Annotated in this window: 8 protein-coding genes and 7 pseudogenes; 8 read left to right on the forward strand and 7 right to left on the reverse strand. The window is 70.6% G+C overall.

The annotated features are described in order from the left end of the window. The 6 genes and pseudogenes from AB1285_RS20180 to AB1285_RS20205 all read right to left on the reverse strand — a co-directional run. Positions 1-749: pseudogene (locus AB1285_RS20180) on the reverse strand (2-keto-4-pentenoate hydratase); the annotation flags it as partial. 8 nt (positions 750-757) lie between these two features. After that, positions 758-1,925 (reverse strand): annotated as a pseudogene (hpaD, locus tag AB1285_RS20185) (3,4-dihydroxyphenylacetate 2,3-dioxygenase). Between the two features lie 29 nt (positions 1,926-1,954). Further along, positions 1,955-2,131, reverse strand: a complete 177-nt coding sequence (locus tag AB1285_RS20190) for an aldehyde dehydrogenase family protein (protein WP_429977762.1) — start codon at positions 2,129-2,131, stop codon at positions 1,955-1,957. Positions 2,132-2,207: 76 nt separating this feature from the next. Further along, positions 2,208-3,455 (reverse strand): annotated as a pseudogene (locus tag AB1285_RS20195) (aldehyde dehydrogenase family protein); the annotation flags it as partial. Then, positions 3,452-4,187 (reverse strand): annotated as a pseudogene (locus AB1285_RS20200) (GntR family transcriptional regulator). The pseudogenes AB1285_RS20200 and AB1285_RS20195, both read right to left, overlap by 4 nt. Beyond that, positions 4,136-5,668, reverse strand: coding sequence for a fumarylacetoacetate hydrolase family protein (locus AB1285_RS20205; RefSeq protein ID WP_429977759.1), 1,533 nt, complete (start codon positions 5,666-5,668; stop codon positions 4,136-4,138). Before AB1285_RS20205 ends, AB1285_RS20200 begins: the two are co-directional and overlap by 52 nt. Before the next feature lie 82 nt (positions 5,669-5,750). Between AB1285_RS20205 and AB1285_RS20210 the strand changes: the two are divergent. Further along, positions 5,751-7,131 (forward strand): annotated as a pseudogene (locus AB1285_RS20210) (MFS transporter). A gap of 57 nt (positions 7,132-7,188) precedes the next feature. On the opposite strand, the gene AB1285_RS20215 reads toward AB1285_RS20210, so the two are convergent. Then, complete coding sequence (locus tag AB1285_RS20215) at positions 7,189-7,896, reverse strand: IclR family transcriptional regulator (protein ID WP_259951973.1); 708 nt, start codon at positions 7,894-7,896, stop codon at positions 7,189-7,191. 128 nt (positions 7,897-8,024) lie between these two features. Here AB1285_RS20215 and AB1285_RS20220 point away from each other — a divergent pair. From AB1285_RS20220 to AB1285_RS20250, 7 genes and pseudogenes are all read left to right on the forward strand, one after another. Then, positions 8,025-9,886, forward strand: a pseudogene (locus AB1285_RS20220) (FAD-dependent monooxygenase). An 80-nt stretch (positions 9,887-9,966) separates the two neighbouring features. Beyond that, positions 9,967-10,467 (forward strand): annotated as a pseudogene (locus AB1285_RS20225) (ATP-binding cassette domain-containing protein); the annotation flags it as partial. Positions 10,468-10,513: 46 nt separating this feature from the next. Next, complete coding sequence (locus AB1285_RS20230; RefSeq protein WP_429977764.1) at positions 10,514-10,942, forward strand: hypothetical protein; 429 nt, start codon at positions 10,514-10,516, stop codon at positions 10,940-10,942. A gap of 275 nt (positions 10,943-11,217) precedes the next feature. Then, entirely contained in the window at positions 11,218-12,459 is a 1,242-nt protein-coding gene (locus tag AB1285_RS20235) for a histidine kinase (protein ID WP_429977760.1), read from the forward strand. Positions 12,460-12,727: 268 nt separating this feature from the next. Further along, the gene (locus tag AB1285_RS20240) at positions 12,728-12,868 is read left to right on the forward strand and encodes a hypothetical protein (protein WP_429977761.1); all 141 of its coding nucleotides are present in this window, start codon (positions 12,728-12,730) and stop codon (positions 12,866-12,868) included. An 11-nt stretch (positions 12,869-12,879) separates the two neighbouring features. Beyond that, positions 12,880-13,491 (forward strand): response regulator transcription factor, encoded by a 612-nt coding sequence (locus AB1285_RS20245; protein ID WP_259952189.1) that lies wholly within the window; start codon positions 12,880-12,882, stop codon positions 13,489-13,491. A gap of 74 nt (positions 13,492-13,565) precedes the next feature. Further along, the coding region (locus AB1285_RS20250) for a VOC family protein (protein WP_429977763.1) at positions 13,566-13,640 on the forward strand (75 nt) is incomplete at its 3' end.

The raw sequence follows: 13,640 nt of genomic DNA on the forward strand, positions 1-13,640 counted from the left end.
GTAGTCGCACAGCACCTCGTCGCCGCGCGACACCCACATCGGGCGTGTGAACGATCCTGCCAGGATGATCTCGCCCGCCTCCAGACGCGCGCCGTGCTGATGGAACTTGTTCGCGAGCCAGGCGACTCCGGTGGCGGGGTGGCCGAGCACACCTGCGGCGACACCGGTCTCCTCGATCTCCCCGTTGCGGGAGAGCACGCCGGGGACCCACCGCAGGTCGATCTCGTCCGGGCGCTTGCGCACCGTCCCCAGCACCATCGCCCCGTAGGCGGCGTTGTCGCTGATGGTGTCGACGATCGTGCGGCCCTCGAGCTCGATGTGCGAGTTCAGCACCTCGAGGGCCGGCACGGCGTAGTCGATCGCGCGAGGGCGTCGTCCAGCGTGCAGTCGGGGCCTCCAGGGGCTCCTTGAGCACGAAGGCGAGCTCGACCTCGATGCGGACGTTGGAGAAGTGATCGGTGGGGATCTCCGCGCCGGACTCGTACACGGTGTCGTCGAACATGACGCCGTAGTCGGGTTCGGTGATCCCCGTCGCCTGCTGCATGGCCTTCGACGTCAGACCGATCTTGCGGCCCACGAGCCGACGTCCGGCCGCGACCTGCGAGTCCCGCCACACGCCCTGGATGGCGTACGAGTCCTCCACGGTCGCCTCGGGGTATCGCGCGGTGATGCGCGGGATCACCCCGTGGGTTGCGGTCGGCCTCGGCGAGCTCCGCCGCGATCTGCGCGATCGTCTCCTCAGACAGCATCCGGACCCCTAGAGCTGGTGGCCGAGCTTGTACTCGCCCTGCTTGTACTCGGGCATCGAGGTCTCGCCCTCGCCCGCGCGGGTGTAGGAGAAGCCGTCGGCGCCGATCGTCACGGCCATCTCGCTGGAGTCCGTGCGGGCGATCACCGGCTGCGGGTTGCCGTCGAGGTCGAGCACGAGCGAGGCGTCGGTGTACCAGGAGGGGACGACGGGGGTACCCCACCAGTCACGGCGCTGGTTGTCGTGCACGTCCCAGGTGACGACAGGGTTGTCGGGGTCACCGGTGTAGTAGTCCTGCGTGTAGATCTCCACGCGGGTGGCCGTCGGGGTCGCGCAGGTAGAGGTAGAACGCGTTGGAGACGCCGTGCCGGCCGGGGCCGCGCTCGATGGCGTCGGAGCGGCGCAGCGCCCCGAGCTTGTCGCAGATCGCGAGGATGTTGTGCTTCTCGTGCGTGGCGAAGGCGACGTGGTGCATGCGCGGACCGTCGCCGCCCGTCGCCGCGGTGTCGTGCACGGTGGGCTTGCGACGCATCCACGCGGCGTACACGGTGCCCTCGTCGTCCTGGATGTCCTCGGTCACGCGGAAGCCGAGGTCCTGGTAGTGGCGCACCGCGCGCGGCACGTCAGGGGTGACCTGGTTGAAGTGGTCGAGGCGCACGAGCTCGCCGGGGGTGTGCAGGTCGTACCGCCAGGACAGGCGCTCCACGTGCTCGGTGGCGTAGAAGAACTCGTACGGGAAGCCGAGCGGGTCGACGACGCGCACCGAGTCGCCGATGCCCTTCACGAAGCCGTTCTCCTGCCGACGGACGTCGCAGCCGAGCTCCGTGTAGAACTCCACGGCACGGTCGAGGTCCTCCGCGGCGCGCACCCGGTACGAGAACGCGGCGACCGCGGCGATCGGCCCCTGACGCAGCACGAGGTTGTGGTGGATGAACTCCTCGGTCGAGCGCAGGTAGATCGCCTCGTCGTCCTCCTCGGTCACGTACAGGCCCAGGATGTCGACGTAGAACTGGCGCGAGGCGGCCAGGTCGGTCACGACGAGCTCCATGTACGCGCACCGCAGGATGTCCGGCGGGGTGCTCTTCGGCGTCGCGACGGGGTTGTCGCTCTGGATCGGTGCCTCCTGGCTCACGTAGTAGCCGGAGGAGGTGAGGGTCTTGGCGGTCTTGTCGGTCATGTCAGCGTCCTTGCTTGTGTCCGGGGGCGTCAGTTCTTGCCGAACGTCGGGTTGTGCGGGGTCGAGGCGAGCGTGATGTGCACGCTCTGCTGGTCGGTGTAGAAGTCGATGGAGCGGTAGCCGCCCTCGTGGCCGAGGCCCGACGCCTTCACGCCGCCGAAGGGCGTGCGCAGGTCGCGGACGTTGTTGCTGTTCAGCCACACCATCCCGGCCTCGACGGAACTGCGCGAACGTGTGGGCGCGCTTGAGGTCGTTCGTCCAGATGTAGGCCGCGAGGCCGTACTTCGTGTCGTTCGCGAGCGCCAGCGCCTCCTCGTCGGAGTCGAACGGGGTGATCGCGACGACCGGGCCGAAGATCTCCTCCTGGAAGATGCGGGCGTCGGGGGCCACGTCGGCGAACACCGTCGGGGCGACGAAGTTCCCCTCCTCGAAGCCCTCGGGGCGACCGCCGCCGGCGACGAGGCGGCCCTCGGTCTTGCCGATCTCGACGTAGGACATCACCTTGTCGTAGTGCTCGGGGTGCACGAGCGCGCCGACCTCGGTCTCGGGGTCGTGCGGGTAGCCGACCTTGACGCGCTGCGCCTGCGCGGCATAGCGCTCCACGAACTCGTCGTAGATCGAGCGCTCCACGATGATGCGGGACCCGGCGGTGCAGCGCTCGCCGTTGAGGGAGAAGACGCCGAAGATCGTGGCGTCGACGGCGGCCTCCAGGTCGGCGTCCGCGAAGACCACGGCGGGCGACTTGCCGCCGAGCTCCATCGACAGGCCCTTGAGGAACGGGGCGGCGTTGCCGAAGATGATCTGTCCCGTGCGGCTCTCGCCGGTGAAGGAGATGAGCGGCACGTCGGGGTGCTTCACCAGGGCGTCGCCGGCGTCTTCACCGAGGCCGTTGACGAGGTTGAAGACGCCCTGCGGGAGCCCCGCCTCCTCGAAGATGCCCGCCCACAGCGAGGCGGAGAGGGGCGTGAACTCGGCCGGCTTGAGGACGACCGTGTTGCCGGTCGCGAGCGCGGGCCCGAGCTTCCACGACTCCAGCATGAACGGCGTGTTCCAGGGGGTGATGAGTCCCGCGACACCGATCGGCTTGCGGTTGACGTAGTTCATCTGCTTGCCGGGCACCTTGAAGGCGTCGTCGGCCTGCGCGACGATCAGGTCGGCGAAGAAGCGGAAGTTCTCGGCGGCGCGGCGGGCCTGGCCCAGGGCCTGCGTGATCGGTAGGCCGGAGTCGTAGGACTCCAGCTCCGCAAGGCGGGCGTCGCGCGACTCCACGATGTCGGCGATCGGTGCAGCACGCGCGAGCGCTCGCGGGGGAGCATGCGCGGCCAGGGACCTTCGTCGAAGGCGCGCTTGGCGGCGGCGACGGCCCGCTCGATGTCGGCCTTCTTGCCGGCGGCTGCCGTCGTGTACGTCTGGTTTCGTCACCGGGTCGAGCACGTCGAACGTGTCGCCGTCGATCGAGTCGACGAAGGCGCCGTCGATGTAGTGCTGGATGTGGTCGGGCAGGTCGGCGGGGATACGGGAGTCGGTCATGATGCTTCTCCTTCGGCGGGGACGGAACGGGTGTGCAGGGCGTCGAGGAACGCGTCCCTCGTGCGCCACCGGTGGTTGCGGGCGGCGAGCTCGATCTCCAGCGGCTCGGCGCCGTCGCGGATGAGCTCGAGGATCTGGGTGTGCTCGTCGACCGAGTGGTGGGCGCGGCCGGGCACGTAGGCGAAGGTCGAGTCGCGGATGCCGGACAGCCGGGCCCAGCCGCGGTGCACGAGGTCGAGCAGGTGCGGGTTGGGGCAGGGCTCGAACAGCACGGAGTGGAACTGCCGGTTGAGCTCGGTGAACGTGTGCGGGGTCGAAGTGGTCGAGCAGGCGGCTCATGCGCTCGTTGACCTCCGCGGCCTGCGCGAGCGCGTCCGCGTCGAGCAGGGGAGCGGACAGCGCGGTCGCCGCACCCTCGACGAGTCCGAGCGTCTGCATGGTGTGCGCGTACTCGCCCTCGTCCACGAGGGTCACCCGGGCGCCGACGTTGCGCTCGAAGGTCACGAGCCCCTCGGCCTCCAGGCGGCGGATGGCCTCGCGCACCGGGACCACGCTCATGCCCAGCTCCTCGGCGATCGGCCCGAGGACCAGACGGTAGCCGGGACCGTAGGTGTGCGCCGAGATGCGCGCGCGGATCCAGGCGTACGCCTGCTCCGACTTGCTGGCGCTCTCGACCGTGCTCACTTCCGCTCCGCTCCGGTGCCGGTCGCCTGCTCGTAGCGGGCGCGCCATTCGGCGTTCATCGGGAACAGGCCGTCGACCGGGTGTCCGGCGGCGACCTGCTCGGCGATCCAGGCGTCCTCGATCTCCTGGGCCACGGCGTCGGCGGCGACCTCGGCGGCGAGAGCCGGCGGGATCACGATCACACCGTCGCTGTCGCCGACGATGATGTCGCCGGGCTGCACGGTGGCACCGCCGCACGAGATCGTCACGTCGACGTCCCACGGCACGTGCTTGCGGCCGAGTACGGACGGGTGCGCGCCCTGGGAGAAGACCGGCAGTCCGATCTCGGCGACGGCCTGGAAGTCGCGGACGCCGCCGTCGGTCACCACGCCCGCCGCACCGCGGGTCTGCGCGCGCAGGGCGAGGATGTCGCCGAGCGTGCCGGTGGTCGCGTCGCCGCGGGCCTCGATGACGATGATCTCGCCCTCGGCCACGGCGTCGAACGCGCGCTTCTGTGCGTTGTACCCGCCTCCGTGGCTCCGGAAGAGATCCTCGCGGAACGGCACGAAGCGCAGGGTCTTCGCGGTGCCGACGATCTTCGTGTCCGGGAGGTTCGCAGAGACACCGTCGATGAAGCAGGAGTGGTGTCCGCGCTTGCGCAGCTGTGCCGAGAGGCCGGCGGTGGGGGCTTCGAGAAGCTGGGCGCGGAGCTCGGGGGTGAGCGTGGGCGCGGTGTCCTCGGCGGGCAGGCCCGCGGCCTCGCGGGAGCCCCAGGCCTCGGTGCGCTGGAGGTCGTCGACGGCGGGGAGCGAACCGAGGTCGCCGTCGAAGGGGACATCGCCCTGCGTGACTGTCGTGATCAGGCGGCCCGACGTGGGAGCGCCGGGGGCGTCCGGGGCGTCGACCTCGATCTCGACCACGTCGCCGGGGACGATGACCGAGGATCCTGCGGGAGTGCCGGTGAGGATCACGTCGCCGGTCTCCAGCGTGAAGTGCTGGGAGAGGTCGGCGACGAGCTGGGCCAGCGGGAAGATGAGGCCCGCGGTGGTGTCGTCCTGGCGGAGCTCGCCGTTCACCCAGGCGCGCACGCGGAGGGCCGCCGGGTCGACCGTGCGGGCGTCGATCAGCTCGGGACCGAGCGGGGTGTACCCGTCGCCGCCCTTGGAGCGGACGTTGGAGCCCTTGTCGTTCGCGCGCAGATCGTAGAGGCCGAGGTCGTTCGAGGCGGTCACCCACTGCACGTGATCCCAGGCGTCGGCGAGGGCGACCCGGCGGGCCGGGGCGCCGATGATCAGTGCGATCTCCCCCTCGAACGCGAGCAGTTCGGTGCCGGCGGGGCGCTCGACGGTGCCGCCGGAGGCGCCGACCGAGCTGGCCGGCTTGAAGAAGTAGGAGGGGTGGGCGGGGCGTCGACCACGCTGGTCGGCCCGCGAGGCGTAGCTCAGGTGGATCGCGATGATCTTCCAGGGCGGGCGATTGTGTCCGTCACGGATGCGCCTCCTCGCGCTCGTCAGGACGCGTTGTGCGTCGTATCCGAAATCATATATCATCGTCTCACCCCTCGGCAAGCAGATCGGATTCACGTCCGTGCGCGCCGTGACAACGCGGTCACAAGCACAAAGGAGACACCCCATGAGCGGGCAGTCACAGGATGGGTTCACACCCACCGGAACCATCGCGACGGCGGCCGACCGGCGTCGTGTCGTCTTCGCCACCGTCGTCGGGACCACCGTCGAGTGGTACGACTTCTTCATCTACGCCACGGCGGTCGGGCTCGTCTTCGGACAGCTCTTCTTCGCGCCGCTCGGCGCCAACAGCGCTCTCGTCGGCTTCGCCACGGTCGGTGTGAGCTTCCTCTTCCGGCCCCTCGGCGCGTTCCTCGCGGGCCACTACGGCGACAAGCTCGGCCGCAAGGCGGTGCTGATGTGGACGCTGATCCTCATGGGCGCCGCGACCGCCCTGATCGGTCTGCTCCCCACCTACGAGACCATCGGCGTGATGGCGCCGATCCTCCTCGTGCTGCTGCGCATCGTGCAGGGCATCTCGGCCGGCGGCGAGTGGGGCGGCGCGGTGCTGATGGCCGTCGAGCACGCCCCGCGCAAGAAGCGCGGCATCTTCGGCGCCTCCCCGCAGATCGGCGTGCCGCTCGGCCTGCTGCTGGCGTCGGGCGTCATGGCGCTGATGACCGCGATCGCTCCGGGAGACCAGTTCCTCGCCTGGGGCTGGCGCGTGCCGTTCCTGCTCAGCGTCGTGCTGATCCTCGTGGGCTACTACGTCCGCCGTCGCGTGGAGGAGAGCCCGGTGTTCGCCGAGCTCGCCGAGCGCAAGGAGAAGGCGAAGATGCCGATCGTGCAGCTCTTCCGCAAGCACCTGCTGCTCGTCATCATCGCAGCCCTCGTCTTCGCCGGGAACAACGCCGTGGGCTACATGACCACCGGCGGCTACATCCAGGGCTACGCCACGAACCCCGACGGACCCATCGGGCTCGAGCGCGGGCCGGTGCTGTGGGCCGTCACCGGATCGGCCGTGACCTGGCTGCTGACCACGCTGCTGGCCGGCTGGGTGTCGGATCGCATCGGCCGTCGCACGACCTACCTCATCGGCTGGGTGCTCCAGCTCGTCGGCGTGTTCACGCTGTTCCCGCTCGTCAACACCGGCGAGGTGGGGCTGCTGTTCGCGGGCCTCGCGATCCTCACGATCGGCCTCGGCTTCACCTACGGGCCGCAGGCGGCGCTGTACACCGAGCTGTTCCCCGCGAGCATCCGGTTCTCCGGTGTCTCCATCTCCTACGCGATCGGCGCGATCGCCGGTGGCGCCTTCGCGCCCACCATCGCGACGTTCATCGTCGATCAGACCGGCTCCACCGAGGCGGTCACCTGGTACCATCGCAGGCATGACGCTCCTCGGTCTCGTCGCCACGCTCCTGCTGCGCGACCGGTCGGGCATCCCGCTCGGTCCGGACCACGAGGAGGAGCAGTCCGTCAGCCCGATCCGCGGGCTCGCGAAGGTCTGACCCGGCGATCCGAGAGCGCACGTCCCTGAGGGGGCGTGCGCTCTCGTGCGTTCCGGCTCAGCCCTCGAGGGCTGAGCGGATGAGGTCGGCGGAACGCTGGAGTCGCGCGGCGATCTCCCCGTCGTCCAGGTCGGTGGCCACGTGCACGACCGCGATCGCGGCAGGACGCTGGCCGCGCAGACGCAGCGGGACGGCGACGGACTGCACCGTGGGGATGACCTCGTCGTGGCTCGTGGCATAGCCGCGTGCGGCGGCGGTGTCGATGTCGGCGCGCAGGGCGGGGGAGATGCCGACGGGCACCTCCGCCGGGTCGAGCTGCGCGAGGATCGCCTTCCCGGGAGCGCCGACCGTGACGGAGTGCCGCGCGCCGGGGCGCTGGGCGACGCTCGCGACGGCGTGCCGCGGTTCGACGCTGGCGAGGGTGATGCACTCGGCGCCATCGAGGACGGCGAGGAAGCAGGTCATGCCGAGCTCGTTCGCGATGGCGGTCAGCTCCGGCAACGCCTCTGCCTGGAGGTCGTGGGCGACGCCGGCGGCGAGAGCGGCCATGCGGGCGCCGAGGCTCACGGCGCCGCTCGCATCGCGGGTCACGAGGCCGTGATCCTCGAGCGTGCGCAGGAGACGGTAGGCGATGGACCGGTGCACGTCGAGGCGCCCCGCGATGACGTCGATGGTCAGCGCGCCGCGGGCGTCGGCGAGCGCCTCGAGGATGCGGATGCCGCGACTGAGCGTCTGCGACGCGGGGGCGGCGGGGCGCTCGGGCATGGCTCTCCTTGCGATGCGCGCGGCACCGGTCTAGGCTGTGTTCAATAGTAGAACACTGTGTTCGAATATAGAACACCGTGTTCCTGGACGCAACACCCGACGAAGACGTCCGGAAGGAATCGACGACGATGCAGTTCCACCACCACGGCTATGTGTCCGGAGACCCGCGCGTGCAGGACGCCGCCGGCACCGGGATCGACCGCCCCGCCGCCCTGCCCGACGAGGTCGACGTCCTCATCGTCGGCTCCGGGCCCGCGGGCATGCTGCTCGCGGCACAGATGTCGCAGTACCCCGACATCACCACCCGCATCATCGAGAAGCGCGAGGGCCGCCTCGTCCTCGGGCAGGCCGACGGCATCCAGCCCCGCAGCGTGGAGACCTTCCAGGCATTCGGCTTCGCCGAGCGCATCATCGCCGAGGCCTACAACATCGGCTGGATGAACTTCTGGGGCCCCGATCCCGAGCACCCCGATCAGATCGTGCGGACCACCCGCACCGCCGACTACGCCTACGACATCTGCGAGTTCCCGCACCTCATCGTCAACCAGGCGCGCGTGCTCGACTACTTCGCCGAGGCGGCGGCCGACGGTCCCGGCCGGATCGTGCCGGACTACGGCGTCGAGTTCCTCGGGCTCACCGTGCACGAGGAGGGCGACTACCCGGTCGAGGTGCGCGTCCGCCATGTCGGGGAAGCGGACGAGCGCATCGTCCGGGCGAAGTACGTGGTGGGCTGCGACGGAGCCCGGAGCGGGGTGCGCCAGGCGATCGGACGCACGCACGTGGGTGCGAGCGCCGCGCACGCCTGGGGCGTCATGGACGTGCTCGTCAACACCGACTTCCCGGACTGGCGCACCAAGTGCGCGATCAACTCCAAGGCCGGCAACATCCTGCACATCCGCGGGAGGGCGGCTACCTCAGCCGCATGTACATCGATCTCGGCGAGGTCGCCGCGGACGACGACCACCGCGTGCGCCAGACGCCCATCGAGGAGATCATCCGGCGCGCCAACGCGATCCTCCACCCCTACACGCTCGATGTGAAGCAGGTGGCCTGGCACAGCGTCTACGAAGTGGGCCACCGTGTGACGGACGGCTTCGACGACGTCGACCCCGGCGTCGATCGCAGCCCGCGGGTCTTCCTCACCGGCGACGCCTGCCACACGCACAGCGCCAAGGCCGGCCAGGGCATGAACGTGTCGATGCAGGATGGCTTCAATCTCGGCTGGAAGCTCGGTTCCGTGCTGAGCGGCCGTGCCCCCGAGGCGCTGCTCGCCACGTACGGCGCCGAGCGTCGTCCCGTCGCGCAGCAGCTCATCGACTTCGACCGCGAGTGGTCCAGCCTCATGGCCCGCAAGCCGGAGGAGATCTCCGACCCGAACGAGCTGGCCACGTACTACCTCGCGACGGCCGAGTTCCCCTCCGGTTTCATGACCCAGTACACGTCCTCCATGATCACCGGCACCGACGCCCATCAGGAGCTCGCGGTCGGCTACCCGCTGGGCAAGCGCTTCAAGTCGGCGGAGGTCGTGCGGGTCGGGGACGGCAACGTCGTCCACCTCGGGCACCATGCGAAGGCCGACGGCCGCTGGCGGGTCTACGCCTTCGGCGACCGGACCGGGGAGGCGCTCGCCGCGTGGGCGGAGGAGGCGGCGCCCGTGTTCGCGCGGTTCACCCCGGCCGACGCCGACGCCGACGCCGTGTTCGACGTGAAGGCCGTGTACCAGCAGCCCTTCGAGGAGGTCGAGGTCACGACGACGCCCGAGCTCTTCCAGCCGAAGACCGGCCCGCTCGGACTCACCGACTGGGAGAAGGTCTACGCCGCGGGCCCGAGCAAGTGGTGCGAGACGGACATCTTCGAGGCGCGGGAGCTGTCCCGCGACGGCGTCGTGATCGTCGTGCGTCCGGACCAGTACGTCGCCGCGATCCTCCCGCTGGACGGCGTGGACGAGCTGGCGAAGTTCCTGGACGGGGCGCTGCTGCCGGCGCGCTGACCCTCGGCATGACACGTGTCATGCCGAGGAGATGACACCGCCCTCCGGACGGCCGCGCGCTCCGGCGCGAGGCTGGAGGCATGAACGAGACATCCGTGCAGGAGGCGGCACCGCGCGTCGCGTCGTCCTCCGCGTCCCCCGCCGTCGATGACAGACCCGTGGCGCTGGAGCTGATCGACCTGCGCAAGCACTTCGGCAGCGGCGAGCGCCGCGTGCCGGCCGTCGACGGTGTCGACCTCTCCATCCGGCGCGGCGAGGTGGTCGCCCTGCTCGGCCCCAACGGCGCGGGCAAGACCACCACACTCGACATGCTCCTCGGGCTCACCGCCCCCAGCAGCGGGACCGTGCGCGTGCTCGGGGCGGCTCCGGAGCGGGCCACCGCGAACGGGGCCATCGGAGCCGTGCTGCAGACCGGGGGGCTGCTCGGCGACCTCACCGTCGGCGAGACCGTGCGGCTGATCGCCTCGCTCTACGGGCGGGAAGCCCTCGCACGCGTGCCGGAGGTGATGCGCCGTGCCGACCTCGCCGGTCTCGCGCGCCGCCGGGTGTCCAAGTGCTCGGGCGGCGAGCAGCAGCGCGTGAAGTTCGCGCTCGCGATGATCTCCGATCCCGACATCCTCGTGCTCGATGAGCCGACCGCCGGTATGGACGTCACCGCGCGGCGCCACCTTCTGGGACGTGATGCGTGCCGACGCGGACGCCGGGCGCACGATCGTGTTCGCCACGCACTATCTGGAGGAGGCGGAGCAGTTCGCCCGCCGCACGGTGGTCATGCATCGGGGCACCGTCGTCGCGGACGCGCCCACCGCCCTGCTCCGCGCGAGCCTGGGCGAGCGCACGGTCTCGGCCACCGTGCCCGCCGTGTCGGACGCGCTGGTCGCCGCGCTGACCGCCGCGGAGGGCGTGACGGGCGTGCGCATCGACGGGGACCGCCTCAGCCTCCGCGCCACCGACTCCGACGCCGCCGCCCGCCTGCTGCTCGACGGGGGAGCGCACGACCTGGAGATCACCGCCCCCACGCTCGAGACCGCCTTCACCGCCCTCACGGAGGACTGACATGACCACGACCGTCTCGCCCACCATGCTGCGCATCGAGGGGCTGCGCCAACTGCGCAACCCCTACACGCTCGCCTTCACCCTCGCCATGCCCGTGGCCATGTACCTGCTCTTCGGTGCGGGCATGGGGTACGGCACGCTTTCTGCCGGCAACGGCAACGTCTCCTTCTACGTGATGGTCTCGATGGCGGCCTACGGCACCGCGGTGGCGATGAGCTCGCTCACACTCGCTCGCGGCCACCGAGGCCCAACAGGGGTGGGGAAGGCAGCTCGCGATGACGCCGCTGACGACCACCGGCTACGCCCTGACGAAGCTGCTCACCGCCGTGTCGTTCGCGGCGCTCGCCCTCGTCGCGGTGTTCGTCGCCGGGCTGCTCACCGGCGCGGAGGCGGACGGCGCCTGGCGCTGGGTCGTGACCGCCGCCCTCATCCTCGGCATCGGCCTCATGTTCGGCCTCTACGGGCTCGGGGTCGGCCTGTTCTTCGGCTCCGACTCCGCCGCCGCGCTCGCGTCCATCTCGATGACCTTCTTCGCCTTCTTCGGCAACGTGTTCATGCCGCTCGACGGCGTCATGCTCGACATCGCCCGGTTCACCGCCTTGTACGGCTTCGTCGCCCTGAGCCGGTGGCCGCTCACGGAGGGCGTGCTGACGACGGGGCAGACGGATGAGCTGTGGATGCTGCTCCTCAACGTCGCGGGTCTGGCTCGTCGTCTTCGCGGTGCTGGTGACGATGGGCGTGCGGCGCTCACGGTCACGGCGGTGAGCGCCCCCGGCGCGACAGTAGGTTGGACGGATGACGATGCAGGAGGGCCGGGAGGCGGACGCCCGATCCGGGACGGGCAAGGACCCCTGGGCACGGTTCGGCTGGCTGATGGCCGTCGTCTGGCTCGTGTTCCTGATCTACCCGGTCCTCGCGCTGCTCGCCTCCGCCGCTCCGCCGGCGTGGGTCGTCACGGGATGGGTGGCGCGCTTGTGGCGTTCATCGTCCTCTATGTGACGGGGTTCATGCACGGCATGCGCGGCGGAGGCGGCCTCGGTCGCACCCCCCTCGCGGCGACAGTGGTTCACGTTCGCCGCGCTCATCGCCTGCGCGCTGATCACGATCCCGGCGGTGGGCGGGTCGGCGCTGAGCTTCCTGCCGTTCATCATGTCGTTCGCCTCGTACGGACTGACCCGTGCCTGGCACTGGATCACGACCATCGCCGCGCTCGTGGTGGCGGCCGGCTGCGTCTTCCTCATCCCCGACAACCTCTCCTACCTGTCCGTCCTCGCGATCGTCGCCCTCCTCGGCGTCGTGAACACGGTCTCGACCTGGCTCATCGTGCGCTCGGCGGAGGCGGAGCAGCTGGCAGGGAGCTGGCGACCAGCGAGGGGCGGGAGGCCGTGGCGCGCGACGTGCACGACCTCATCGGCCACTCGCTGACGGTCGTCGGACTCAAGGCACAGCTCGTGCGGCGGCTGATGGACTCCGACCGGAGCGCGCCAAGGCCGAGCTCGCCGACATCGAACGTCTGACCGCGGAGGCCATCGCCGGAGTGCGGCAGACCGTCGCCGGTGCGCGGGCGACGACCCTCGTCGAGCAGCTCGCCTCGACCGAGGACTCGCTGCGCGCCGCCGACATCGCGCTCGTCGTGGACGGGACCCCCGGACGCCCTCATCGCCGGTCCAGGCGATCACGGCGAGCTGGATCCTCGCGAGGCGACGACCAACACGCTGCGGCACTCCGGTGCCGCGGCCGTCCGTGTGCGCATCGCTCCGGGCGTGCTCACCGTGGAGGACGACGGTGTCGGGCCTGCGTCCGGGACCGGGCATCGCGAGGGCAAACGGCATCCGGGGGATGCGGGAGCGCGCGGCGGCGGCGGCGGCCGGATTCGCCGTGCGGCCGGGCGAGGCGGCGGGCACGCTGGTGGAGGTGACGTGGTGACCGCGGCCCCGATGGTTCCGATCCGGCTGCTCATCGCCGACGACCAGGCACTCGTGCGCGGGGCGCTCGGGGCCCTTCTCGACCTGGAGCCGGATCTCCAGGTGCAGGGCCTGGCAGCGGACGGCGCGGAGGCGCTGCGCCTGGCGGAGGAGCTGCAGCCGGACGTGTGTCTGATGGACATCCAGATGCCGAGGGTGGACGGCGTCGAGGCGACGACGCGGATCCGCGCGGTCAGTCCGCAGACGCGCGTGCTCGTGGTGACCACGTTCGCACGACCCGGATACCTGCGCGCGGCGCTCGACGCCGGGGCGAGCGGGTTCGTGGTGAAGGACACCCCGGCCGAGGAGCTCGCCGCGGCCGTGCGCCGCGTGCACGCCGGACTCCGAGTGCTCGATCCGAAACTCGCCGAGGAGAGCCTGTTCGAGGGAGCCAACCCGCTGAGCGACCGGGAGCGGCAGGTGCTGCGGCTCGCCGCCGACGGACGATCCGCGGCGGCCATCGCGGCGGAGGTGTTCCTGTCGGCGGGCACCGTGCGCAACCACCTCTCCGCCGCGATCGGCAAGACCGGTGCCGAGAACCGGGCGCAGGCGGTGCGGATCGCGTCCGATAAGGGCTGGCTCTGACTCCTCTGGCGGTGTCGGAGGCCCCGCGTACTGTGAGGGCCGACGGGTGACGGAGCCGGCAGGAGGAGTGCGTGATGGACTGGAAGATCGAACTCATCTTCGTCCCGGTCAGCGATGTCGACCGGGCGAAGGACTTCTACGTGAAGATC

Source organism: Microbacterium sp. NRRL B-14842 (genome assembly GCF_050470785.1).

Coding starts and splice junctions, on each gene's coding strand:
- AB1285_RS20190 (WP_429977762.1), bottom strand. CDS start 2,131: ATGGTGTGGCTGAACAGCAACAACGTCCGCGACCTGCGCACGCCCTTC.
- AB1285_RS20205 (WP_429977759.1), bottom strand. CDS start 5,668: ATGATATATGATTTCGGATACGACGCACAACGCGTCCTGACGAGCGCG.
- AB1285_RS20215 (WP_259951973.1), bottom strand. CDS start 7,896: ATGCCCGAGCGCCCCGCCGCCCCCGCGTCGCAGACGCTCAGTCGCGGC.
- AB1285_RS20230 (WP_429977764.1), top strand. CDS start 10,514: ATGAGCCGACCGCCGGTATGGACGTCACCGCGCGGCGCCACCTTCTGG.
- AB1285_RS20235 (WP_429977760.1), top strand. CDS start 11,218: ATGACGCCGCTGACGACCACCGGCTACGCCCTGACGAAGCTGCTCACC.
- AB1285_RS20245 (WP_259952189.1), top strand. CDS start 12,880: ATGGTTCCGATCCGGCTGCTCATCGCCGACGACCAGGCACTCGTGCGC.